The organism is Nitrospirota bacterium (genome assembly GCA_026387665.1).
Lineage (GTDB): Bacteria > Nitrospirota > Nitrospiria > Nitrospirales > Nitrospiraceae > Palsa-1315.
Genome location: JAPLLG010000002.1, coordinates 31,151 through 54,197, shown reverse-complemented (window position 1 = coordinate 54,197; position 23,047 = coordinate 31,151). Strand labels below are relative to the sequence as shown.

General features: G+C 58.1%; 23 protein-coding genes and 1 tRNA gene. 14 read left to right on the top strand and 10 right to left on the bottom strand.

What is annotated here, in order from left to right:
- Window positions 1-36 precede the first annotated feature (36 nt).
- Window positions 37-112 (bottom strand) — tRNA-Arg (locus tag NT179_00370).
- Between the two features lie 293 nt (window positions 113-405).
- Here NT179_00370 and NT179_00365 point away from each other — a divergent pair.
- Window positions 406-672, top strand: a complete 267-nt coding sequence (locus NT179_00365; GenBank protein MCX5720471.1) for a hypothetical protein — start codon at window positions 406-408, stop codon at window positions 670-672.
- A gap of 120 nt (window positions 673-792) precedes the next feature.
- Here the strand turns inward: NT179_00365 and NT179_00360 are convergent, their stop codons facing one another.
- The 3 genes from NT179_00360 to glgC all read right to left on the bottom strand — a co-directional run bounded on the left by NT179_00360 (window position 793) and on the right by glgC (window position 5,018).
- On the bottom strand, window positions 793-1,860 hold the full coding sequence (locus NT179_00360) for a DEAD/DEAH box helicase (protein MCX5720470.1): 1,068 nt from the start codon (window positions 1,858-1,860) through the stop codon (window positions 793-795).
- Between the two features lie 85 nt (window positions 1,861-1,945).
- Entirely contained in the window at window positions 1,946-3,805 is a 1,860-nt protein-coding gene (locus tag NT179_00355; GenBank protein ID MCX5720469.1) for a hypothetical protein, read from the bottom strand.
- A complete protein-coding gene (glgC, locus tag NT179_00350; GenBank protein ID MCX5720468.1) occupies window positions 3,780-5,018 on the bottom strand; it encodes a glucose-1-phosphate adenylyltransferase in 1,239 nt (412 codons plus the stop codon). Before glgC ends, NT179_00355 begins: the two co-directional genes overlap by 26 nt.
- A gap of 129 nt (window positions 5,019-5,147) precedes the next feature.
- Here glgC and NT179_00345 point away from each other — a divergent pair, with 129 nt between their 5' ends.
- The 13 genes from NT179_00345 (at window position 5,148) to NT179_00285 (ending at window position 19,215) form a co-directional block, all read left to right on the top strand.
- A complete protein-coding gene (locus NT179_00345) occupies window positions 5,148-5,429 on the top strand; it encodes a hypothetical protein (GenBank protein MCX5720467.1) in 282 nt (93 codons plus the stop codon).
- A 162-nt stretch (window positions 5,430-5,591) separates the two neighbouring features.
- Window positions 5,592-6,695, top strand: coding sequence for an ABC transporter ATP-binding protein (locus NT179_00340; GenBank protein ID MCX5720466.1), 1,104 nt, complete (start codon window positions 5,592-5,594; stop codon window positions 6,693-6,695).
- Window positions 6,692-7,561, top strand: a complete 870-nt coding sequence (locus NT179_00335) for an ABC transporter permease (protein ID MCX5720465.1) — start codon at window positions 6,692-6,694, stop codon at window positions 7,559-7,561. The genes NT179_00340 and NT179_00335 overlap by 4 nt, the downstream gene beginning before the upstream one ends.
- Window positions 7,558-8,325: an ABC transporter permease gene (locus NT179_00330; GenBank protein ID MCX5720464.1), complete on the top strand. Its 768-nt coding sequence runs from the start codon at window positions 7,558-7,560 to the stop codon at window positions 8,323-8,325. The genes NT179_00335 and NT179_00330 overlap by 4 nt, the downstream gene beginning before the upstream one ends.
- 7 nt (window positions 8,326-8,332) lie before the next feature.
- Window positions 8,333-9,388, top strand: coding sequence for a spermidine/putrescine ABC transporter substrate-binding protein (locus NT179_00325; protein MCX5720463.1), 1,056 nt, complete (start codon window positions 8,333-8,335; stop codon window positions 9,386-9,388).
- Window positions 9,389-9,666: 278 nt separating this feature from the next.
- The gene (locus NT179_00320) at window positions 9,667-10,974 is read left to right on the top strand and encodes a TolC family protein (protein MCX5720462.1); all 1,308 of its coding nucleotides are present in this window, start codon (window positions 9,667-9,669) and stop codon (window positions 10,972-10,974) included.
- Entirely contained in the window at window positions 10,971-12,143 is a 1,173-nt protein-coding gene (locus NT179_00315; protein MCX5720461.1) for an efflux RND transporter periplasmic adaptor subunit, read from the top strand. The genes NT179_00320 and NT179_00315 overlap by 4 nt, the downstream gene beginning before the upstream one ends.
- A 48-nt stretch (window positions 12,144-12,191) precedes the next feature.
- On the top strand, window positions 12,192-15,281 hold the full coding sequence (locus NT179_00310) for a CusA/CzcA family heavy metal efflux RND transporter (protein ID MCX5720460.1): 3,090 nt from the start codon (window positions 12,192-12,194) through the stop codon (window positions 15,279-15,281).
- A complete protein-coding gene (locus tag NT179_00305) occupies window positions 15,278-16,081 on the top strand; it encodes a HEAT repeat domain-containing protein (protein MCX5720459.1) in 804 nt (267 codons plus the stop codon). Before NT179_00310 ends, NT179_00305 begins: the two co-directional genes overlap by 4 nt.
- Window positions 16,082-16,278: 197 nt before the next feature.
- A complete protein-coding gene (gene def, locus NT179_00300) occupies window positions 16,279-16,815 on the top strand; it encodes a peptide deformylase (protein ID MCX5720458.1) in 537 nt (178 codons plus the stop codon).
- Between the two features lie 23 nt (window positions 16,816-16,838).
- Window positions 16,839-18,563 (top strand): ABC transporter ATP-binding protein, encoded by a 1,725-nt coding sequence (locus tag NT179_00295; protein ID MCX5720457.1) that lies wholly within the window; start codon window positions 16,839-16,841, stop codon window positions 18,561-18,563.
- 241 nt (window positions 18,564-18,804) lie between these two features.
- Entirely contained in the window at window positions 18,805-18,999 is a 195-nt protein-coding gene (locus tag NT179_00290) for a hypothetical protein (protein MCX5720456.1), read from the top strand.
- Window positions 19,000-19,086: 87 nt separating this feature from the next.
- Window positions 19,087-19,215, top strand: coding sequence for a hypothetical protein (locus NT179_00285; protein MCX5720455.1), 129 nt, complete (start codon window positions 19,087-19,089; stop codon window positions 19,213-19,215).
- Window positions 19,216-19,407: 192 nt separating this feature from the next.
- Here NT179_00285 and NT179_00280 read toward each other — a convergent pair whose 3' ends face one another.
- The 6 genes from NT179_00280 to thrC form a co-directional block, all read right to left on the bottom strand.
- Window positions 19,408-19,746 (bottom strand): hypothetical protein, encoded by a 339-nt coding sequence (locus NT179_00280; GenBank protein MCX5720454.1) that lies wholly within the window; start codon window positions 19,744-19,746, stop codon window positions 19,408-19,410.
- A gap of 97 nt (window positions 19,747-19,843) precedes the next feature.
- Window positions 19,844-20,359 carry a M67 family metallopeptidase gene (locus NT179_00275; protein ID MCX5720453.1) on the bottom strand — a complete coding sequence of 172 codons (516 nt, stop codon included), beginning with the start codon at window positions 20,357-20,359 and terminating at the stop codon, window positions 19,844-19,846.
- 5 nt (window positions 20,360-20,364) lie between these two features.
- Window positions 20,365-21,168: a molybdopterin-synthase adenylyltransferase MoeB gene (gene moeB, locus NT179_00270; GenBank protein MCX5720452.1), complete on the bottom strand. Its 804-nt coding sequence runs from the start codon at window positions 21,166-21,168 to the stop codon at window positions 20,365-20,367.
- Between the two features lie 101 nt (window positions 21,169-21,269).
- Window positions 21,270-21,509, bottom strand: coding sequence for an NIL domain-containing protein (locus NT179_00265; GenBank protein ID MCX5720451.1), 240 nt, complete (start codon window positions 21,507-21,509; stop codon window positions 21,270-21,272).
- Between the two features lie 2 nt (window positions 21,510-21,511).
- Window positions 21,512-21,784, bottom strand: coding sequence for a MoaD/ThiS family protein (locus tag NT179_00260; GenBank protein MCX5720450.1), 273 nt, complete (start codon window positions 21,782-21,784; stop codon window positions 21,512-21,514).
- Entirely contained in the window at window positions 21,781-23,031 is a 1,251-nt protein-coding gene (gene thrC / locus NT179_00255; GenBank protein MCX5720449.1) for a threonine synthase, read from the bottom strand. The genes NT179_00260 and thrC overlap by 4 nt, the downstream gene beginning before the upstream one ends.
- Window positions 23,032-23,047 lie beyond the last annotated feature (16 nt).

Here is a 23,047-nt window from a genome sequence, read left to right as displayed (position 1 = left end):
GTCGTCTGGCGTGTAATCGTAGGTGTAAAGAAGAAGTGGTGCGCCCGATAGGACTTGAACCTATAGCCTTCTGATCCGTAGTCAGATGCTCTATCCATTGAGCTACGGGCGCATCGGAGAAAGTACAGTTTCACCGGGCCCCAGACAGCACGCTCTGACGATCATACAGAGAATGGGAGGGGCAATCGGATACTGCTGCCAGCAAGCGGTTATACAGGGCTCAGGGGCGGCGGGTCAAGGGACTTGTGGTGAGATGCTGGGGAAAGCCCGCCAGATTGCGCATATCAGTTTCTCTTTCTGCACCCTTCGGCGAAGAAGGGGAAAAAAATGTTCAGGCTTTCCTCTCTGCGGTAGGATGACGGCAGGTCGGAAAGCGGGAAATTTTACCGAGAGACGTGAGGCGCGATGTCAGACCAGCAAGGCAGTCAATCAGGAATTTGTGTGAAGGATATTCTCTGTGGCCTCTTCGGCAGGGTTCCGTTTCTCCTGCCCTGGGCCGTCGGCGCGATCCTCGCTCTCCTCATTGGGTCGTGGCTGGTCTGGTGGGCGATGCATCTGCAGCGGCAATTTGTGGAAGACGAGATTCGTGCCGCTTGTCAGAGGGTCATGCCTGAGACGGTGCAACGTTGTGTGGATACAGTCGTGATTCAGCGGGGCGGTATGAGGCGGTGACGGTTCCGCGAATCAAAGGGATGGGCCGGCAGGTCTCGGCGCTGGTCGTTCGGCCAGCGCCTTCGTATTTTCTCAGCAGCTTCCACCGTTTTTTTATCTTCTCCACAGAGTGTTGAAGGACTAGCGGCGGCGCCCTGATGGCTGGGTTTCGTCTTCGTATTGGTCAAAGAGCCGCTTGGCTTCCGGATGGAGATGGCCCGGATGGCCATGGGGAATGCCGGCGGTGCGGAAGAGCGGGGAGAGTTTGCCGTTCGGGTGGAGGTAGCCGGCGCGCAGCGGCACGGTGCGGGTGCTGTGCTTGATCAAGTGGCAGGGCGTCTGTCTGATCGACGTGAGCCAGTTGGCAATGTCATGGGGATTGCCGATCGAGGCCGAGAGCAAGAGCAGCTTCGCTTGGCTCGGGCAGAAGATGATCGTTTCTTCCCAGACGACGCCCCGTTCCGGGTCCGCGATATATTGCGACTCGTCCAAAATCACCAAACCCAATGTATCCAGCCGCACGTCGATCTCACCGCCTCCTGCGTCGTAGAGCAGATTGCGCAGGATTTCCGTCGTCATGATCAGGAGGGGCGCTTGCCCGTTGTCGCGCCGGTCGCCGGTCAGGATGCCGACCTGGTCTGCGCCGAAGATTTTCGAAAACTCCGTGTACTTGGTGTTGGAGAGGGCCTTGAGCGGCGAGGTGTAGATGACGGTCCGGTTCTCCGCGATGGCGCGGCGGGCTGCTTCGACTGCGACATAGGTCTTGCCGCTTCCCGTCGGCACGCTCACGACCACGTCGCTCTCTCGTAATTTGGCGATGGCGTCTTCTTGCCAGGCATCCGGGATAAAGGGCTGCGAGGACGACGGCACTCCCAATCCCTCCAGCCAGGTGGAGAGGGTGATGCCGGGCTCCTGGGATTCCGGCTCCGTCGGCCTTTGTCCTGGGCGACGCGGCGGGGCCGAGGGTTTGGGCTTCCTTGCGGTTGGGGCTTGAGCCGGGGCTGGAGCTGGTCGAACCGGTTTCTCACCGATTAAGATCATGAGGTCGGATTCGAAGCCTGCGCGATTTTCCGCGGAGTGGCGCAGCAAGACTTCGATCAAGCGGCGTTTGCCTGCGCGGAAATGCCGCTGCACCCGTCCTCGCGCCAGACGGTGCAAGAGGGCGATCGGTTGTTGAGCCAGGAGCTGTTCGAGTTCTTCGGTCGTCATCGCTGCCTCGTAAAGCGTGAAACGTGAAACGTGAAATGTCCGAATCCATGCACGAGAGATAGTGTGCGAGCGACGAGCGACATCCTCATGGCAATTCCTCCAGTACACCGCGGCGGAGGGCGGCGATGGCCCGTGAGGCTGTGTCTGCCAATCCCGGATGCGTGCCTTTGAGCGTGTGGAGCTGCGACAAGAATTCCAAGGTCCGCGCCAAGAGACGATAGATATCCCCCTCAGCCATCGAGGTGCTTTTGCAGAGACCGATCCAGGTGAGGGTGGGATCGCCGATCCATCGTTCCGTCACTGCGGCAATATCGGCCCGCAAGAGCGGAGGCTCTTCATGCGGCGACAGGGAGGCTGCCAGTTTGCGTACCTGTCCGAGCAATGAGGCCAGCCCCGAACTGACGCGGGGGAAGGACCCGGGGCGATCGTCGTCATTCGAGATGCTCGACATGACAGCGGCCAGCATGGCTGGGTCGGCTCCGTTAAAGGCGTCGGCCCGGAGCAATTCCGTGATGAGCAGCGAGTGGTCGATGCGGATGAGCCTGGCCCATTCCCCGTCATCGGTCAGGCGGGACGCAGGCGTGAGGTACCCGAACTGTTGCAGGACGTCGATCTTCTCCTGAAACCGGTGCCAGAGACTGGTACGCAGAGCCTGGATCGATTTGACGTGTCGATGCTGTTCCTGTCGAAGCTTGGAGGCGAGGGGATAGTCGCTCTGACAGGCGGAACGGGACGGGCAGGTCGGACAGGCAAAGTCGCCCAGTGTTTGCACGATGGCGTCAGGAATCGGTTCGTTGTCCTTCGGAACCAGGATGGGAAGTTCCGGCAGCTTGGTCGGTAATTCTTCCAGGTTATGGAGCAAGTCCTCCACGCTTTCCGGTGTGCACCAGGGATAGACTGGCGCGTCCACGCAGTCGAGGATGCGGTCGGATATTTCGGTGACGGTGGAGGCGGGGGATTCGGTAATGCCTCCGCCTTGACGCAGCGCCGTGATCATCGGGCTCTTCTGGCCCTTGCTGCGATATTGGCGGAGGACCACGCCTCGGCTGCGACCGAATCCTACCACGCGACCGGGGGTCAGGAAGTGAAAGCGGGCCGCGATCTCCGGCGACTCAAATTTCCGGATCGGGACCCGGTGTGATTTCTGCCGGCGGACCTGGTCGAAGGTCTGCCATTCGGCGATCCAGTCGGTGCAGACGCGCGGTCCGAACGGGTCCATTTGAACGCGCAGATCGTCCAGCTTGCGTTCCAGGACTTCCGCTCGCTGGTTGAGCTGAAATTGCGCAAAGCTTTTGGCGAGGATCGGCTGGATTTGATCCAGGGGATGCGCTTTCAAGAGGTTCAGGACCATTGGATAGCTGATGACGAATTGGCTGTTGATCGCTTCCGGGTGGCCGGTGAAGCCTTTGGTCAGCACAGTCAGATCGATGTAGGGGGAGGGGGTCACGATGGCGAACCCGACGAGATCTTTGCCACGGCGGCCGGCGCGGCCGGCAATCTGCTGCACCTCGCCGATCGTCAAGTCCATGAAGTCGCGGGACTTGCGGATGCTGGACTGGGTAATGATGACGGTGCGCGCGGGAAAGTCGACCCCGGCGGCCAGCGTCGTCGTGGCGAAGACGGCGTCGAGACAACCGTGACGCATCAGTTCCTCGACTGCGATTTTCCACGAGGGCAGATGGCCTGCATGATGCGCCGCGACGCCGATGCGCTGGACGATCGGAATGAGCGGGTGCTCGGCGATGCTGGGATACTGGGCGATCACCTTGTCCAGCACGGCGGCGATGGCCTCCTGGCGAACCGGCGGGAGGACGATGTGACTATGGTCGAAGGCCTGCATCGCCTCATCACAGGCACGGCGCGATGTGAGGAAGACGATGGCAGGGGTCAAGTGCTTCTCGCGAAGAGCGACTATGAGGTCAACCGGATGAATCGAGGGAGGCATGCAGTTTCATTCCCTTTGAAATCACGACCAAGCCGGATTCTGTGACGGTAAATCGTTGGGCATCGGCTGCCCGGTCGTATCCGATTTCTGACTTGGGCGGTATGATGACGTCTTTATCGATGATGGCCCGTTTGATCCGGCTCTGTTCGCCGATGATGACGTTTTCCATGACGATGGAATCCCGTACGTCCGCATGGTCCTGGACACGGACGTTCGGTGAGAGCACAGAGTTTTGCACACGGCCACCGGAGATGATGCACCCGCCGCAGATGATGGAGTCCAGGGCCACGCCCATCCTGCCGCCCTGATAGTCCTGCGCGAAGACGAATTTGGCCGGGGGGTATTGCCCCTGATAGGTCCGGATCGGCCAATGTTGGTCGTAGAGATTGAATTGAGGCTCCACGGCGACGAGGTCCATGTTCGCCTCCCAGTAGGCGTCCAAGGTGCCGATGTCTCGCCAATATTTTACGTCTTTGTTGTTGGCGTCGACAAACTTGAAGGCGTAAACGCGCCGATCGCGAATCATCTTGGGAATGATATTTTTCCCGAAGTCGTGACTCCCGCCTTCCTGGGCGTCGGCGATCAAGTATTCGCGAAGGACCTTGGTGCGAAACAGGTAGATGCCCATCGAGGCAAAGGCATGGGTCGGATCGTTGGGGATCGACTGTGGGTGTGCCGGCTTTTCTTCAAAGTTCGTAATCCGGAAATCCTCGTCCACGCTCATCACGCCGAACCGATGTGCTTCGTCGATTGGGATGTCGATTGCGCCGACCACGGCATCGGCGCCTTTGGCGATGAGCCAATGGAACATCTCCATATAGTTCATCTTGTAGATATGGTCGCCGGCGAGGATGAGCACATAGTCGGGTTGTTCGTTGTCGAGGAGGAACAGGTTTTGATGGACGGCGTCGGCGGTGCCTTGATACCACTCTTCGCTGATCCGCTGCTGGGGTGGAATTGAGGCGACGTATTCACCAAGCTCGGCGTTGAGGATGTTCCAGCCTGTGCGGATGTGACGGTCGAGCGAGTGTGACTTGTACTGGATGAGAACGGCGACTTTTCGAATTCCGGAGTTGAGACAATTGCTGAGGGTAAAATCGATAATGCGGTATTTCCCGCCGAAGGGAACAGCCGGCTTGGCTCGATGCTCAGTGAGGGGCTGGAGACGTTCGCCCTTCCCGCCGGCCAACACCATGGTGAAAATGTTTGGCATGTTGAAGAATTGTAGCAGGACATTGAGGAAATAGAAAGAAAGCAGATTCGTTGACATCGCAGGAATCTGAGTCGATACTACGGCAGACAACGTTGAAATATTTGTGAGTCGTCGAGCAAAGGAGTGAGCATGAAGCGGGATGTACTGGTGACGTCGCTCGTGAAGCAGAAACTGGATCAGAAGCCGGTCCAGAAGCCGGCGGGGGAACTCGGGAAGGATGCACTGTGGCGGTTAGAGCATCTTGAAAATCAAATGGCGAAGCTGTCTGAGTTGGTCCGCGAGCATGCGGAGGATGTCGATCGTCTGGTGCGCATCGTGGCGGAGGATCGTGACGTCATTCGGCGCCAGTTGTTGCGTAAGCACCAGGAGCAAGTCCGGGTTCGTAAGCATCTTCGCGACTCCAATGTCTAAGACGGGCCTCGACGTTTACGCCAGTGGTCGGTGAGCCCGTCCTCATGGATCACGAATCAGCCCTCCTGTATTATTCCCGCCGTGCCGGGTCTGTAACGATCCCCTGTCGCAGTGTTTTTGGGACCAGGGCCGGTCGATCCGGCGCTAGGCCCATGGATCAGGATGGCCGAACAACCAACTAGCATCGACATTACTTCGCTGGTGAAGCGGCATGGGGCCACGCTGGCCGTCGACCATGTGTCGCTGACCGTGCAGCGAGGGGAATTCTTTTCGCTCCTCGGTCCCAGCGGGGCAGGGAAGAGTTCCGTCTTGCGCATGATCGCCGGATTTGAAACGCCGGACGAGGGGACCATTCGCATCGAGGGCCGCTCAATGGAGGCGGTTCCGCCGAACCGTCGCCCAGTCAACCTCGTATTCCAATCCTATGCCCTTTTCCCCCATTTGACGGTCGCGGAGAACGTCTCGTTCGGTCCCAGGATGCAAGGAGTACCGCGAGGCGAGATTGCGTCCCGCGTCCGTGCATCGTTGGACATGGTGAAGCTCACGTCGAAAGAGGAGCGTCTGCCGGCCCAGTTGTCCGGTGGGGAGCAACAACGCGTGGCGCTGGCCCGCGCTTTGGTGAATCGGCCGGCGGTGCTCTTGTTGGACGAACCGTTGTCGGCCTTGGATCAACAACTCCGGCAGGAGATGCAGGTCGAATTGAAATCCATCCAAGAGCGAGCCGGCTGCACCTTCGTCTGCGTCACCCATCATCAGGAAGAAGCCTTGACCATGTCGGACCGTGTGGCGGTCATGCATCAGGGGCGGGTACTGCAGATTGGACGCCCGCAAGATTTGTATGAGTCGCCGAACTCGGCTTTTGTGGCCCGGTTTATCGGAGTCTCGAATGAATTGCGCGGCATCGTTCGACGCATCGACGGAGGCCGGGCGGTGCTACAGCCGTCAGAGCTTCCGGGAGAGGCTCAGATTGCCCTGCCAGGTCATACGGCGCTCCACGAGGGGACTGCCGTGACGCTTCTCTTGAGACCGGAGCGGCTTCGTCTTTCGACTGAGGCCCAGGGCCTGAATGGCGAGCAGAGCCTGGCTGGCTCAGTCGAGAAGGTCCTCTACAGTGGAAGCGATCGCCGGTATCTGGTGCGGCTTGGCGAGCGTCTGGTCTGGAGCGTGCGCGTGCCGAACGATGAGTCCGGTCGAAACGGACTCCAGCGCGGCGATGTTGTCCATGTGCGCTGGCTGATTGCCGATGCTGTGGTGTTGAGCGAATGAAGATGTCTGTTCCAGTCGGGCAGGCCCCGTCCTGGTGGCTCCTTGGACCAGGCCTGGTCTGGATGGGGCTCTTGTTTGTTGTGCCGCTCTGTCTCATGTTCGTAATCAGCTTTGCTGGCCGTGGCACCTACGGCGGAATTGTTTGGTCGTTCAGCCTGACGAACTACCTCGATCTGCTCCACCCTCTCTATGCCCGTATCCTTGGCCAGTCGATCCTCCTGGCTTCGGTGACGACTCTGCTCTGTCTGATCATGGGTTTTCCCTTGGCCTACCATATTGCTCGGGCGGCGCCAAGCCGGCAGGGGATCTGGTTGCTGCTGGTGATGATTCCCTTCTGGACTAACTTCCTCGTCCGTACCTATGCCTGGATGTTTATCCTGCGCACGGAGGGTCTGCTCAATACGTTGTTGTTGAAGCTGGGAGTGATCACCACGCCGATCGAATTGCTCTACTCCAATACTGCTGTCGTGATCGGACTGGTCTATGGGTATCTGCCCTTTATGGTGTTGCCGCTCTATGTGGCGCTCGAGCGGGTGGATCGGACGTTGGTCGAGGCGGCCTGGGATCTCTACGCGACGAGGTGGACGGTCTTTGGGCGGATCATTCTGCCGCTCGCCAAGCCGGGGGTCGTGGCCGGCTGTCTCCTCGTCTTTATTCCCTCGCTTGGAGCCTTTCTCACGCCGGACCTGCTCGGGGGCGCCCGGAGCATGATGATCGGGAACCTCATTCAGCATGAGTTTCTCGTCGCGCGCGATTGGCCGCTGGGCGCGGCTATTTCCTGCCTGCTGATGTTGTTCGTGGTGGGGATGATGAGCTGGTCCCTTCGCGCAGCAAAATCGGTGGTGCAACCGGAGTCTGAATCATGAAACAGTCCGGCGGCTGGCTGTGGCGTGCGAGTGTGGCGAATCTGTTTTTTCTCTATGGACCGATCGCCGCGCTGATTCTCTTTTCGTTCAATGCCTCTCGTCTGTCTGCGACCTGGCAAGGTTGGTCCTTGCAATGGTACCGGGCCCTCTGGGCGGATCAGGCCTTGCAGGCTGCCGCAGTGAACAGTCTGTGGGTGGCGACGGTTTCGACGGTGCTCGCGTTGCTGCTGGGTGTCAGCCTGGCCGTGGGGCTGGAGGGTCTGCCGGGAAGGCGGCAGCGCCAGATCGAACAGGCCTTGCTGCTGCCGCTGGTGATTCCGGAAGTGATGATGGGGGTGTCGCTGTTATTGTTCTTCCTGCTGGTGAACGTGCCGCTGAGCCTGACGACGGTGATACTCGGCCATGCCTCGTTCAACGTGCCAGTCGTGATGGTCATCGTGCGGGCGCGCCTCAGAAAGTTGGATCCACGGCTGCTAGAGGTGGCGGCGGATTTGGGGGCCTCCTATTGGGATGCGTTGCGATATGTGACCCTTCCATTGCTCAGGCCTGCCATCCTTGGCGCAGGGCTCATGGCCTTCACCATCTCGCTCGACGACTTCATCGTCACCTTCTTTACCGCAGGCCCCGGCGCGACGACCCTGCCGCTGAAAGTCTATTCCATGATCAAGTCCGGACTGTCTCCCGAGATCAACGCCCTGTCGGCATTGTTCGTGGTCGTATCCATGGGATTGATCGGGTTTTCGCTTCTGCTCCAACGACGGTAGGAGATCCATGCGCGTGAAAGAGATGATCCTCTCTCTTGGTCTGGTTCTGTTGCTGCTCTGCGGGAATCTGGCCTGTCAGCGCATGTCCGGGGACGAGGACCAGAAGACGCTCCATTACTTCACCTGGTCCGATTACGTCGGGCCTGAGTTGCTGGCGGAGTTCGAGCGACGTCATGGAGTGCGGGTTGTCGTAGATACGTTCAGCAGCAATGAAGAACTGTTGGCCAAGCTTCAGGGCGGAGCGACAGGTTACGATGTCACGGTGCCGTCTGACTTCATGGCGGCGATCATGATTCAGCAGGGGCTGGTGGCAGAACTGGATCCCGCGCGGTTGCCCAATGCCGCTACGCTGGAAGACCATCTTCAGCACCTGCCGTTCGATCCGACGCAGCGCTACGCGACTCCCTATCTCTGGGGCACGGTCGGAATCGGCTATGACTCGGCCGTTATCTCGACGCCTCCGGACAGTTGGGCCGTCCTGTGGGATTCCCGTTACGCAGGAAAGATCAGCATGTTGAACGATCAGCGCGAAGTCTTTGGGGCGGTCCTCCGGTCGATGGGGGCGTCGATGAATACGAAGGACCCGGCCTTGATCGAGGAAGCGAAGACGCGACTGCTGGCGCAAAAGCCGTTGGTGAAGGCCTATGCCAGCGACCATTACGACCAGCTTCTGGCGTCGGGCGATGTGGTCTTGGCCCATGGGTGGGGAGGGCCGGTGGCGCGGGCGATGAAGGATCGTCCGTCGATTCGCTATGTCGTGCCGAAAGAAGGCGGCACGCTGTGGGCGGATTGTCTGGTCGTGCTCAAGTCCTCTCCCAGGAAAGAGCTGGCGATGCAGTTCATCAATTATTTATTGGAGCCGCAGGTGGCGGCGCGCACAGCAGAGCGGTTGCTCTTTGCCTCAGCCAACAAAGAGGCCAGGCTCTTCGTGCCGGTGCATATCCTGGACAATCCTGCCATCTATCCTCCCGTCGAGTTGCTGCCCCGGCTGGAATGGATGACTGACGTGGGCGAGGCGCTGCGGCTTTATGACAGGGCGTGGACAGAGCTGAAGATGCGCTAGCAGGCTATTGGGAAAGTCCGTCAGCTTCGTTCTCGCCCCGAAAGCATCCTCAACGTAGCCAGAGGCTACGCCTCCGGTGCTTTCATCGGCTGCGGCCTTGCTGGACAGACTTTTTGAACAGCCTGTTCATTGTCCTCTCGTTGGGCCAGAGCGCTAGGCACGGATGGAGCTAAGTGCTTATTTCGCAAGAGATTCTTTGCTTCGTATTTCATTCACTGTATAATGCGCAAGCAGTTGAGATAACGGCGTTGTAGTTTCGACGGGGGGGGGCTGTGGTTGTGGATCGACTAGTACGTCTTCTTTGCTATATCATCGTGCTCACTGTTTTGAATTTTTCCGTTGATCCAGCCCACGCGGCCTCGCCAGCTCCGGTTCCTGAACAAGCCACGGTGCCTTCGAAGGCGCTGCGTCTCAGCGTGAACGACGCGCTGGCGCTCTTCATCAGCCAGAATCTCGATGTGCTCATTGCCAAGTACGGCATTGAATATAGCAAGGGCCAACAGATTACCGCCGCGCTCTTCCCCAATCCTGTGGCGACGATCGGAACGCTCAGCTCGTTCACGCAAGGGCGGACATCGTCGAACAGCGGGGCGTTGATCAGCCAAGTTCAGCAATTGTTCGAACTAGCCGGAAAGCGCGGTTACCGGATTGAAAGCGCGGGCTATGGCAGCCAGTCGGCAGAAGCATCGTTTGAAGATGCCGTGCGCCAATTGGGGTTCACCGTCAAGGACACCTATTACCGGATCCAGTTGGCTCAGCGCAGGCTGGTGTTGGCCGAAGAGAATCGCGACCGCTTTTCCCGCATCCTCGATATCAATACGATTCGGTTTAAGAAGGGGTATATTGCGGAGGTCGACCTCATTCGCATCAGATTGCAGATGGTCGATTTTCAATCGCAGGTGATTCAATCGTTGCAGGAAGGGGAAACGTCCCGCGGAGATCTTCGACAGCTCTTGCGGCTGTCGCCGAAAATCACGCTGGAGTTGACGACGGACTTAGATTTCCGGCGCATCGATCCTGATATCAGCAAGCTGCGTACGGCCGCACTCGATCTTCGCCCCGATATCAAGGCCAGGCGGTTTACCTATTCGCAGCGCGAGTCCGACCTGAAGCTGGCGAAGGCCTACCGGGTTCCCGATGTGACGATCGGGGCCGGGTATGCCGTGCAGGGAGCGCAGGGGCCGGATAATCCCCAGCAGTGGTCGCTCAACTTAGGGTTGCCGTTGCCCGTGTTTAATCGGAATCAGGGCGGGATTCATCAGGCGGAGGTCGCGGTGCAGACGGCCGAGGCCGACTTGAATAAGACCGTCAATCTCGTGGAGAACGAAGTGGAAGTCGCTTACCGCAATTTGCTGCAGAGCCGGCGATTGGTCGAAGCCTATGTGGGCGGTGTATTGGAAGATGCCCGCTCGACCGTGACGATCGTCGAACGGGCTTATGAGCGGGGCGGCGCGACGATTCTGGATTTGCTCGATGCCGCGCGTACGTCGCGGTTGATTCAGCAAAACTATATCGAAGCCCTGTTCAATTATCAGCATAACCTTTTCCAGCTAGAAAGCGCCGTGGGGCAGGAGATTTCTTCATGAAGTTTCAGGTTAGGCTAGTGGCTGTGAACCGGCTCCTATTTCCCGTGACCTCGGCCGTCTGCCTGCTCGTCGTGTCTGCTTGCGGGAGCGCAGAGGAGCCAGCCGTTTCCAATATTGTGACGACTCCATCTCAGGTGGCAGGATCGGCTGCGGAATCACATCCGCGGGTGGAGACGGCTTTGGTTGAAGTCGGATCGGGCGCTCATGACCTGACGCTGGTCGGGAAGGTGGCCTACGGAGAGGATCGCTATTCCAGAATTTCCTCTCCCATTCAAGGACGGGTTCTTGAGGTGCGGGCGCATTTGGGCGAGCGGGTGCAGGCGGGGAGTGTGCTGTTGGTGTTGGACAGTCAGGAGATTGCGCAAGCTTACTCGGAATATGTGAAGGAAGACTCGGACCTTCAATATGCGACCCGTGCCCGCGAGTTGGCCAAGGATCTGTATGAGAATAAAGCGCTGCCGTTGAAGGATCTCAAACAGGCGGAGAATGAGCTGATCAAGGCGCGCGCGGAATTCCGCCGCGCGAAAGAGCGGTTGTTGTCGTTGCGGGTTCCCGCACAGGAATTGGAGAAGCCGCTCGAACGGCAGAAAATTACGTCGCGATTCGAAATGAAGAGCCCCTTGACCGGGATCGTCGTTGAACGGAACGTGACGCCCGGCCAGTCGATCGGGGGAGATTCCGGTCTGGTCGTGTTCACGGTGGCCGATCTCGATATGCTGCAGGTCGTGGCGGACGTGTATGAACGGGATCTTGCCCTGGTGAAAGAGGGGCAGTTTGCCAAGGTCAGCGTGGAGGCCTACCCGGACGTGAGTTTCCCCGCGACCGTGGCCACGATCGGTGACGTGGTGGATCCGACGTCCCGAACTATCAAGCTCCGCGCCTGGGTCAACAATAAGGATCATCGGCTGAAGCCGGAAATGTTTGCGCGGCTCCATATCCAGGTCGGAGAGTCCACGCCGTTGCTGATGATTCCCCGCGAAGCCGTGCTGGAAGTGGACGGGAAACAGTTTGTGTATGTCGTCGAAGGCGTCGATCGTTACGCCAAACGGGAAGTCAAAGTGAGCACGATTTCACCGGATCAGGTGCGGGTCCTGGAAGGCCTGGTGTCGGGACAGCGCATCGTCGTGAAAGGCGCAGTCTTAATCAAGGGACAGGAAGTCAAAGGGTAGTCCTCTCGTGGTGTTCTCTTTCTTTACATTGGAATGTAATCGTACCCCATGTTAGCCAGAATCGTTGAGCTCTCGCTGGTTCAGCGGGTCATGGTCTGCATCTTGGGCTTTCTGCTTTTTTTTGGCGGGCTCTACGCCTTTCATACCCTCGATATCGTCGCCTATCCAGACCCCTCGCCGCCGATGGTCGAGCTGATCACCCAGTACCCGGGCTGGTCGGCCGAAGAGATCGAACGCCAAATCACGATCCCCATTGAAGTCGCGCTCAACGGCATGCCGGGCCTCACGGACATTCGCTCGCTCTCGATCTTCGGGTTGAGCGACATCAAGGTCTATTTCGATTTCAATACGGAAATTTTTCGCGACCGTCAGGAAGTCTTAAATCGACTGGGTTCGGTGCAATTGCCTCCTGGGGCGGCTCCGTCACTGTCGCCCTGGTGGGCGATTGCGGAAATTTACCGGTATGAGCTGACGGGGGCTGGCGAGACCACCCTCATGGACCTGAAAACGATTCAGGATTGGCAGGTCCGTCGGGAGTTCCGGCGTATTCCCGGCGTCATCGACGTGACCGCGTTCGGAGGCACGACCAAGGAGTACCATGTCGATATCGATCCGGGACGATTGATCAGCTACGGCGTCAGTCTGTCGCAAGTGATGTCCGCCTTGACCAATAGCAATGCCAATGTCGGCGGCAATTACCTGACGATCGGCGCGCAGAACTACAACATCCGCGGACTCGGCCTCATCAACGGGATTGCAGATATCGAAAACGTCATGGTGGCCGAAAAAGAGGGGACGCCGATTTTCGTCAAGACGCTGGGGACGGTTGCTGTGGGTCCGCGGATCCGTTTGGGCAAGGTCGGCATCGATGATCGCGACGATGTCGTCGAAGGCGTCATTCTGCTCCAGCGGGGTTACAAGGCGCTCAATGTCCTTGAGAAGGTTCGAGGGAAAGTTGAGGACCTCAATACCTGGAAGTTGCCGGCCGGGGTCAAGGTCAAAACTTTCTACGACCGCACAGCCTTGATTCATACGACGGTAGAGACGGTCACGGACATTCTCATTAGCGGCATGGTGTTGGTGTTTATCATTTTGTTCGTGTTCCTGGGGCATTTTCGCGCGGCCTTGATCGTGGCTTTGACCATTCCCCTCTCGTTGCTCTTTACCTTTACGATGATGGTTCTCATTGGGCAGTCGGCGAATTTGATTTCGCTCGGGTCCATCGATTTCGGCATCATCGTGGATGCCACGTTGATCATGGTAGAAAGCATCTTCTTCCATCTGGCGCATGGAAAGATCCAAGGCTTGACGGTCCATCAGCAGATCGTGCGGGCGGCCCGGCAGGTGGGACAGCCGATTTTCTCCTCCACGGCGATTATCGTGGTCGCGTTCATTCCGCTTTTTACGATGACGGGTGTGCCAGGGAAAATTTTTGCGCCGATGTCCATCACCTATGGATTTGCTTTGCTGGGCGCGCTGCTCATGGCGTTTACCTTGGCGCCCGTGCTCTGTTCCTTCTTGCTCAAGGGTACGATCAGCGAAGAGGATACGGCGATCGTGCGGGTGGTTCGCCGCTCCTACAATGCCGTCTTGGCCTGGGCGTTGGACCATCGCTCGACCGTCGTCAGTTTCTGCGTCGGGCTGTTGGCCGTGACCTTCGTGGCGCTGCAGTCGATTGGCGGAGAGTTCATGCCGGCGCTGGAAGAGGGGAATCTTTGGGTGCGCGCCACGATGCCCGTGGATATTTCCTTCGACCAGGCGGCGAAGTTGACGAGCGAGATTCGCAAGCTGTTTCGCGAATCGCCGGAAGTCACGACCATTGTGTCGCAGCTGGGTCGTCCGGATGACGGCACAGACCCGACGAGCTTCTTCAATGCCGAGTTTCTGGCCAATCTCAAGCCGGAAAAGGAATGGCGTCCCGGGTTGAGTAAGGATGCGCTGATCGAAGAGATCGAGGGACGACTGAAAGACATTCCCGGTGTCATCTTCAATTTTTCTCAGGTGATTCAGGACAATGTGGAAGAGGCCATGTCGGGGGTGAAGGGGGAGAATTCCATCAAGCTCTTCGGTCCCGATCTGAAGACGATGGAGGCGAAGGCCATCGAGATCGAGCATGTCATGCGGAAGGTTCATGGCGTCAAAGATTTGGGGATCTTCCGTCTTGTGGGGCAACCGAATCTGGTGATCCAGGTCGATCGCGAGGCGAGCGCGCGCTACGGGCTGCAAGTGTCAGATGTGAATGCCGTCGTGCAGGCGGCGGTCGGAGGGCAGGCCGTGACCCAGGTGTATGAAGGGGAACGGTTGTTCGATCTCGTCGTCCGGTTTCTCCCGGAGTTTCGACAGGATGTCGATGCGATCGGCAATATCCTGGTCAGTACGCCGGATGGGGCACGGATTCCATTAAAACAGGTCGCCACGATCACAACGCAGACCGGCGCCTTCATCATCTATCGCGAGAACAACGAACGGTATATTCCGATCAAGTTCAGCGTGCGGGATCGTGACCTCCAAAGTACGGTCGAGGAGGCGCAAGCGCTCCTAGTCAAGGAGGTGAGCCTGCCTGAGCGGTATCGGATGGAATGGGCCGGTCAGTACGATCAGCTCAAAGAAGAACAGAAACGATTGGCGATGGTGGTGCCGATCAGTCTGATGATCATTTTATTTCTCTTGTACACCACCTTCGATTCGCTCAAGAACGCCCTCTTGGTGTTGAGCACTGTGCCGTTTGCGTTGGTGGGAGGGGTGCTCTCCCTTATGGCCACGCACACGAATTTCAGTATTTCAGCCGCAGTCGGCGTCATTTCGACGCTGGGGGTGGCGATCCTGGGAGGCGTCTTGCTCATCTCCAGGATTGAAGACTTCAGGCTTGCGGGGCTGACCCTTCGGGAAGCGGTTCGGAAGGGAGCCGACGTGCAGATGCGCCCGATCCTCATGGCGACGTTGGGCGCGGCCATCGGCCTGCTGCCTGCCGCGCTCGCGACCGGCATTGGATCGCAGGCCCAGAAGCCGCTGGCTCGTGTCGTGGTGGGGGGGATGCTGACGGCAGCCGTGTTGATTTTGGTGGTCTTGCCGGTGTTCTATGAAATTGTCCATCGACGCGGTGAGCGGAAGAGCAGCGAAGAGGAGGAAAGGGGATGACCGTGCAACTACGATATGCAGGTGTCTGGGGGATCGTCTTGTCGGTGGTGCTGGCGGGTATGGCGCAACCCCTTTGGGCTGAATCGGTCGTCAAGGCATGGGTCGTCCCGGTCCAGATGCCCTACGAGATGCCTCCGAAGGGGCAAGATCTTCCGGCTGAATCAGTCCCGCAGAATACGAAGCCTTTGACGCCTGAAGAGGTGCAGCGGGCGGAGGCCCTGCTGCCCTTGCTCGAAGGCAAGCAAGAGTTCTGGGCAATGGGAGAATTCGTGCATCTGGGCGAGCCAGCCGTGCCGGTCCTGGTCAAGGGGCTGACGATGTCGGGGCCGCGCATTCGATACAACGTCATTGAAACGATTTCGATGTTGAAGGCGGTTTCAGCCGTCCCCGCCCTCGTGGCAGCGGCCAAGGAGCCGAACGAGGTGCCCCGGGTGCGGGAACATGCCTTGCGGGTGGCGGTGCGATTGGATGCGGCCAAAGTGGTGGAGGCGATCGAGGTCATGGCCAAGGATCCGAATTCGTCGATCCGGAAAACTGCGGCATTCGAGGCCCGCTATGTGAGAGAGAAGACGGTGGTGCCGGTGCTGATCGGGATGGTGGCAGACGAGGAACGGTTTGTCGCCCTCTCAGCGCTTCATTCGCTCTGGATCCTGACCAGGCATGAAACGGAGTTTCACGATTGGGAGGCCTCAAGCAAGCAAGACCGCCAAGAATGGGGAGTCGAGTGGTCGGAATGGTGGAACGGCCAAAAGGATAGTTTCGAAATGCCGGATCCGAAGCGGTCAACCCATTCGCGGTAGCCGCGCGTCATTCAAAGTCTGCGGTTCGACGTTCGACGTTCAGGGTTTGAAGTTCCAAAAACTTCGAACCGCAAACGTCGAACCCTCCTCTCTTCTCTCGTCGGCCTCCGCCTTGCGGCTGCGAAAAACCCTGTGTTATATTTTTAAGAGCCCGCCGTTCGTTTCATGACTCATTCGAAGGACTATAGGTAAGGTTCATGGCTATTCTCCCGATTGCAAAGCTCGGCAACCCGATTCTCCGCCAGGTGGCGGCGAAGGTGGACCCTCGCGACATTCGCACGAAAGAACTGCAGCGCTTCATCGACGACCTCTTTGAAACCATGCTGGATGAGCCTGGCATCGGGTTGGCCTCGCCCCAGGTTTCCCGCTCGATCCAATTGGTGGTCCTGGGTTGTGAGGGCGATGGCGAGGATGCCTTTCCCAATACCGTCCTCATCAATCCCAAGATCGTGTTCTATGGTCCGCAGCAGGAAGAAAACTGGGAAGGCTGTCTGAGCGTCGACGGCTTGCGCGGGAAGGTCACGCGCCCCTCCCTGGTGCGAGTCCAGGCGCTGGATCGCGACGGCAAGTCGATCGATATCGAAGCGACCGGTCTCTATGCGGTTTGTATCCAGCACGAGATGGATCACCTGATCGGCAAGCTGTTCGTGGATCGGATGACCGATATGTCCACGCTCACGCAACTCGCGGAGTTCAGTCGCTATTGGCAAAAAGAATCGACCCCGGTCATTTAACCCGCCGTGAATAGACCGTCCCTGTGAAAATCCTTCTGCGCGTGCTTCAGTACCTCAGCCCCTACCGGTCCATGGTGGTGGGCACGTTTCTCTTTGCCGGTTTGGCGACGGCATTCGAACTGATTCCTGCGTGGCTCATCAAGGTGCTGATTGACGAGGTGATTCAGGCCCATCGCACGGAGCTGCTGTCGTGGGTGTTCGGCGGGCTGGTGGCGGCCTATCTGCTTCGTAATCTTTGCAGTTCGATGCGCATTCGGCTGAACAATTCGCTGGAACAGCAAGTCGTGCACGATCTGCACGTGCAGGTGTTTTCCTCATTGCAACGGCTCTCGATCAGCTTCTTCGAAAATCGTCCGACTGGCGAGATCATGTCGCGGGTCTTGAACGACACCGAACATATGCAGCGGATTTTTGTCGATGGGTTGGAGCAGACCATTACGGCCAGCCTCACCCTCATCGGGATCATGACGGTTCTCTTCTGGCTCAATTGGAAGCTGGCTCTGTTGGCCTTGCTGCCGATCCCGCTGCTGGTGCTCGGGGCTGCCGAGTTTACCAAGCGGGTGCATGGGCATTACCAGGCCATCCGCAAGGGAGCGGCCGAGCTCAACGCGCTGTTACAGGATGCGCTGGCCGGCATTCGCGAGACGATGGGGTTCAACCGGCAATCCTATGAACAGGAACGCTTCGGGCGAAAAAGTGACCGGTGCCGCCACGAGACGCTGCAGGCGATGTATCTTTGGTCGTTCTATTCGCCAGGCATGGCGCTGATCGGAAGTTTGGGCGGGGTGTTGGTGCTGTGGTTTGGAGTCGCCGAAGTCCTCCAACAGCATCTTTCGGTCGGCGAACTCGTAATGTTCATATCCTATTCGGCTCTGTTTTATGTGCCGATCAATCAAATTCATTCCGTCAATCACATGTTGCAACATGCTCTGGCGGCCAGCGAGCGAGTGTTCGACATTCTCGATATCGTACCGGACGTGCATGACCGGCTCGGGCTGGCGACGCCGCCGAACCGGCTGAAGGGCGAAGTGGCCTTTCAGCATGTGAAGTTCCACTATCGGGCGGATGTGCCGATTCTGATGGATATCTGTATTGCCGTGCAGGCCGGGGAGCGGGTCGCGTTGGTCGGACCGAGCGGAGCGGGAAAGAGTACGACGCTCAAGCTGATTCCGAGATTCTACGATGTGACGGATGGATCGGTTACGATTGATGGATACGATATCCGTGAGCTTCCGTTGGACTTTCTGCGAAGCCAGATTGGCTTGGTGCAACAGGAGCCGTTTTTATTTAACGGCACGGTCCGCGAGAATATCCTCTATGGGAATCTGTCGGCGGGACAGGATGCGGTGGAAGCCGCCGCTAAAGCCGCCCGTGCTCATGAATTCATCATGGCTCTGCCGGAGGGCTATGACACCTGGATCGGGGAGCGGGGCGTCAAGCTTTCAGTCGGGCAGAGACAGCGGGTGTCGATCGCGCGGGTCCTCCTGAAAGATCCTCCCATCGTCCTGTTCGACGAGGCGACCTCGAATATCGATACCGAAACCGAGGTGAAGATTCGGGAAGCCCTCAATGAGCTGACCAGGGGACGGACGACGATTATCATCGCCCATCGGCTGTCGACGATCCACGATGTGGACCGCATTATCGTCGTCGATCACGGTCATGTCGTCGAAGACGGGACGCACGAGGCCTTAATTGGGCGAGGCGGAGTCTACTCGCGGTTGTACGAAGCCCAGTTCCAAGTTTGACGTGAAGCGTCTCTAGTGAAGCGCACCTCGTTGGGGATAAGAGCGTATGGCTAATAGCTTATAGCTGGAATAAAGATACCCTTCTTCATTCCGGACCATGCGCTATTAGCTATACGCGATATGCCATTTTTTTGGACGAGAGACGAACGACGCTTCACGAACGACGGGTGAAGAATGAGAGGCCGTTGCGGATGGATCGTGCTCGTCGGTATACTAAGTTTCACGTGAGGGGGATAGAGCGATGGTGCTGATTTACGAAAGCGATCCGTTGGACAATGAAGACGCGCGTGGGCGATTCTATCATGTCTGCCGCGGACGAATCGATCGGACGGAAATTCAGCTTCCGGCCGGTGAAATGGTTTACGAATGTCCCGTCTGTGAGATTGATCTCGAAGCCGAAGATTTTTGGCTGGCGAGGCAGAAAGGGTCGGTGTAGCTCACAATGGCTGGAAGTGCAGGCAGGAAAACCGTATCCGTCTCTCGCGGGCTGATGATGCTCTGCGAGACCTGCTATGGAGAGGTTATGGAAGAGAAGTTAACTGACGCCAGGAATTTCGTGGCTGACCATGAAGCGCTGTTCGATACAATCTGTATGGGCTGTACCGATATTAACAGGCCGCTCATCGACGACATGCTCGGCAGTTCCGAGTGAGGCTGCTGAAAAAGCCTCTCTTCTCACCCGCCCACCCCTGGCGCGCCGAGACGCGCCTTTCACCAAGCGTCGTTCTCGCCTCGAAAGCATCCTCAACGTAGCCTGAAGGGTACGCCTCGGGTGCTTCCATCGGCTGCAGCCTCGCCAGCCGGACTTTTTGAGCAGACTTCCTAGCGGTGGATTCTTCTAGTCCTACTTGCACTCTTTCCCATTGAAGTACATGCAGGCCGATTCCCCGGATTTGACCTTCCAGGTTTTGATCACCGGCATCTGTCCTTCGCCACGCATTTCCACGACGAAGTCTACCAGGCTTGAGACCTGCAGCTTTTCCATGTGGGGCCGCGCGGCTTCCGGCACATCGATGTAAAAGACCGATCCGAGCGTGGAAATCAGAATGCGGTGGTTTTCGGCATCGACATAAATGATGGGGCTGTAGAAGCTTTTGTCTTCGGCGAAGCTTGGCGAAGCGGTCAGGGTGATGAGGAAGAAGCTGAAGGCGGCGGTGAGAAGAGTCGTACGCAAATGTGGCATGACGAGCGCTCCTTCTGTGAAATCGATCAGGTGGGCATTATCGCATTCATGTATTGAGGAAACAAATTGGAAATTCGCCTAAGTTTTCAGCCTGCCACTAGGCGGTTGTGGTGATTTGCGTCGGCATGACCGTCCCGCCCTTGATCCAGTAACAGCGAATGTCCGGTTTCGACTTATCCATGAGCGACACGAGCAGATAGGCCGGGATCGGCAGGTTGATTTTCGGCCAGATCTCTTCGTAGTCCGTGGCAATCTTGATGTCGGTGACGGAGGGGCGAGCCGGGTCATGTGGATGGGAATGGTAGACCACTTGCAGATCCAGGCCCTTGTTTCGAATGTCCTTCTTGGCCGCGGAAAAGTCAGCCATGTCCATCACAAAGGCAATCTCGGCCCGTTCGGCCGGTGAGAGCCGCTCCAGATGCGCAGCCTTTGCCGGGTCGAAGGACGACAGTTTCTCTGCTCCCTCAAGCGCGACGATGTTCTTGATCCGATAGATCTGGGTGACAGTGCCGTGGCTTCCGGCCAGGAGCCCGCAGCATTCGTAGGGATCGAGTTCCCTCGCGTGGGCTACCATGTCGTCGAGGATTGCTTGAGGAATGACGAGATCAGCCACGATAGTTAAATGGTGCAGCTGACGACATAGTCCATGCTGAGATCTTTGATCTTCGGATTCTCGCCGCAGAGCGGGCAGGCCGGGTCTTTGGGACGGCGAACCTTCCTGAATTTCATCTCCAGGGCATCGTAGATCATCAGGCGATCAGCCATGGTTTCGCCGATGCCGAGGATTTCCTTGATTGCTTCCGACGCTTGCAGGATGCCCATGGTCCCGGCGAGGACTCCCAGGACACCAGCTTCTTGGCAATTCGGAACCAAGCCAGCAGGCGGCGGCTCTGGGTAGAGGCAACGGTAGCAGGGATAGCCTGCATGGGGCTTGATCGTGGTGAGCTGCCCCTCGAAGCGGAACATGCTGGCGGAGATGAGCGTCTTCTTGGCGAAGAAGCAGGCATCGTTGACGAGGAAGCGCGTGGCAAAGTTGTCGGACCCGTCCAGCACGATGTCATATTCGGACACCAGCGCAAGAATATTATCGCTATCCACGTTCTGGTGGTAGGTCTTAATCGTGATTTCAGGATTGATGGCCGAGAGGGTTTTGCGGCCAGACTCCACCTTTGGCATGCCCACCGTGGCGGTCGAGTGCATGACCTGCCGCTGCAAATTCGAGAGATCGACGACGTCGCCATCGACCAAGCCGATGGTGCCGATGCCGGCTGCCGCAAGATAGAGTCCGGCAGGGGAGCCGAGCCCACCTGCGCCGATCAACAAGACTTTCGCCTTGAGCAGCTTCATTTGGCCCTTGCCGCCCATCTCATTGAGAATAATCTGGCGGCTGTATCGTTGAATCTGTTGTTCGGTCAGTTCCATGATGCCCTGTTACACGTAAAACGTGAAAGGTGAAACGTGAAGGATGAGGCCTCTATGCTTCCTGTGCCTTTCACGTTTTGCGTCTCACGTTTCACGCCGCGTTATTCGACCACATCCAATTCGATCGGGTCGACGATGACGCCTTTCTTGCGAAGGCCTGCGACCGCCCGTTCGACTTCCGCGCTCTCTCCGGTCAGCTCGACATCCATCCAGCCGGTGGTTTCCCGCACGTCCGCCCGCCGGACATTTGTGACCACCTTGAACTCGTGCCCGATCTGATAGATGACCGGCTCTTTGATCTTGTCTTCCGGAAACCGGATATGCACTTTCATGCTTGCCATGACTAGCCTCCTGCAATGGCTGGCACAATCGAGACTTCGTCGCCGCTTTTCAGCGAGGTCTCTTTGCCCTTGAGGAATCGAATGTCTTCCTCGTTGACGTAAATATTCACGAAACGGCGAAGCTCACCGGTTTCGTCACAGAGGCGATCCTTGATCCCGGGATGGGCGCTGTTCAAGGTATCGATCATTGCCGTGATGCTCGTGGCTTCTGTCTCGACCTCTCCCAGTCCCTTCGTGAGGGGACGGAGCGGGGTTGGAATGCGAACTTTAATCATGCGTCACCACCACCATTTTTCCCCATCTTAAAGGTTTTCTCGAAACTCGCGAGGCTCGGCTGAATGCGGTGAGGCCTGCCGACCGCATCGATCACCGCTTCCTGCGTCTTCAATCCGTTGCCGGTGATATAGGCGACCGTGACGTCGCCTTTCTTGATCGTGCCCTGCTTGACCAGCTTCTGCAGCACGCCGATCGTGACCCCGCCGGCCGTTTCCGCGAAGATCCCTTCCGTTTGCGCCAGCAGCTTGATCCCTTCGACTACTTCCTCGTCCGTCACCATGTCCATGGAGCCCTTGCTCTCGGCCGTGGCTTTGAGCGCGTAGTAGCCGTCGGCCGGGTTGCCGATGGCCAGCGACTTGGCGATGGTCTTCGGTTTTACCGGCTTGAAGAAATCCCGTCCCGCCTTGAAGGCCGTCGAAATGGGGGAGCAGCCTTCGGCTTGCGCGCCGTTGATCCTGGTGCGCACCTCGTCGACCAGCCCCAGGGTTTTCATTTCATGGAGACCCTTCCAGATCTTGGTCAGGAGCGAGCCGGAGGCCATCGGGATGACCACTTGATCCGGCGTGCGCCAGCCGAGTTGCTCCACGGTTTCGTAGGCGAGCGTCTTCGAGCCTTCCGCATAGTAGGGGCGCACGTTGATATTCACGAAGGCCCAGGGATATTCGCCGGCAATTTCGCTGCAGAGGCGGTTGACGTCGTCGTAGTTGCCTTCGACTTCGACCACGTTCGGCTTGTAGATCAAGTTGCCGAGGACCTTGGCCGCTTCCAGATCGCCGGGAATGAACACGTAGGCGCGCATGCCGGCGGCAGCCGCATGGGCTGCGACGGAATTGGCCAGATTGCCGGTCGAGGCGCAGGCGATGGTTTCAAATCCCAGTTCGCGCGCCCTGGTGATGGCGACGGCGACTACCCGATCTTTGAACGAGAGGGTGGGATGGTTCACCGTGTCGTTCTTGATGTAGAGCTCATCCAGCCCCAGAAAGGCGCCAAGATTTTTCGCGCGCACCAGCGGGGTCATGCCGGCATGGGGGCCGAGAAAGTTCGGTCCCTCAACCGGCAGGAGATCGGCGTAGCGCCAGATGCTCAATGGCCCATCTTGGATCTTCTTGCGGGAAATGTTCTTTTTGATTTCCTCGTAGTTGTACTTCACTTCGAGGGGGCCAAAGCACATCTCGCAGACGTGGATCGCCTTCGTCGGATATTCTTTTGCGCACTCGCGACAAACCAGCGCTTTCATCTTCGCCATGGTGCCTCCACCTTAC

What these genes read in the sequence shown, in the direction of transcription:
- NT179_00365 (MCX5720471.1), top strand. Translation starts at nt 406, where the DNA reads ATGTCAGACCAGCAAGGCAGTCAATCAGGAATTTGTGTGAAGGATATT.
- NT179_00330 (MCX5720464.1), top strand. Translation starts at nt 7,558, where the DNA reads ATGAAACAGTCCGGCGGCTGGCTGTGGCGTGCGAGTGTGGCGAATCTG.
- NT179_00340 (MCX5720466.1), top strand. Translation starts at nt 5,592, where the DNA reads ATGGCCGAACAACCAACTAGCATCGACATTACTTCGCTGGTGAAGCGG.
- NT179_00310 (MCX5720460.1), top strand. Translation starts at nt 12,192, where the DNA reads ATGTTAGCCAGAATCGTTGAGCTCTCGCTGGTTCAGCGGGTCATGGTC.
- NT179_00280 (MCX5720454.1), bottom strand. Translation starts at nt 19,746, where the DNA reads ATGCCACATTTGCGTACGACTCTTCTCACCGCCGCCTTCAGCTTCTTC.
- NT179_00290 (MCX5720456.1), top strand. Translation starts at nt 18,805, where the DNA reads ATGGTGCTGATTTACGAAAGCGATCCGTTGGACAATGAAGACGCGCGT.
- NT179_00285 (MCX5720455.1), top strand. Translation starts at nt 19,087, where the DNA reads ATGGAAGAGAAGTTAACTGACGCCAGGAATTTCGTGGCTGACCATGAA.
- def (MCX5720458.1), top strand. Translation starts at nt 16,279, where the DNA reads ATGGCTATTCTCCCGATTGCAAAGCTCGGCAACCCGATTCTCCGCCAG.
- NT179_00305 (MCX5720459.1), top strand. Translation starts at nt 15,278, where the DNA reads ATGACCGTGCAACTACGATATGCAGGTGTCTGGGGGATCGTCTTGTCG.
- moeB (MCX5720452.1), bottom strand. Translation starts at nt 21,168, where the DNA reads ATGGAACTGACCGAACAACAGATTCAACGATACAGCCGCCAGATTATT.
- thrC (MCX5720449.1), bottom strand. Translation starts at nt 23,031, where the DNA reads ATGGCGAAGATGAAAGCGCTGGTTTGTCGCGAGTGCGCAAAAGAATAT.
- NT179_00325 (MCX5720463.1), top strand. Translation starts at nt 8,333, where the DNA reads ATGCGCGTGAAAGAGATGATCCTCTCTCTTGGTCTGGTTCTGTTGCTG.
- NT179_00335 (MCX5720465.1), top strand. Translation starts at nt 6,692, where the DNA reads ATGAAGATGTCTGTTCCAGTCGGGCAGGCCCCGTCCTGGTGGCTCCTT.
- NT179_00355 (MCX5720469.1), bottom strand. Translation starts at nt 3,805, where the DNA reads ATGCCTCCCTCGATTCATCCGGTTGACCTCATAGTCGCTCTTCGCGAG.
- NT179_00265 (MCX5720451.1), bottom strand. Translation starts at nt 21,509, where the DNA reads ATGGCAAGCATGAAAGTGCATATCCGGTTTCCGGAAGACAAGATCAAA.
- NT179_00260 (MCX5720450.1), bottom strand. Translation starts at nt 21,784, where the DNA reads ATGATTAAAGTTCGCATTCCAACCCCGCTCCGTCCCCTCACGAAGGGA.
- glgC (MCX5720468.1), bottom strand. Translation starts at nt 5,018, where the DNA reads ATGCCAAACATTTTCACCATGGTGTTGGCCGGCGGGAAGGGCGAACGT.
- NT179_00345 (MCX5720467.1), top strand. Translation starts at nt 5,148, where the DNA reads ATGAAGCGGGATGTACTGGTGACGTCGCTCGTGAAGCAGAAACTGGAT.
- NT179_00360 (MCX5720470.1), bottom strand. Translation starts at nt 1,860, where the DNA reads ATGACGACCGAAGAACTCGAACAGCTCCTGGCTCAACAACCGATCGCC.
- NT179_00315 (MCX5720461.1), top strand. Translation starts at nt 10,971, where the DNA reads ATGAAGTTTCAGGTTAGGCTAGTGGCTGTGAACCGGCTCCTATTTCCC.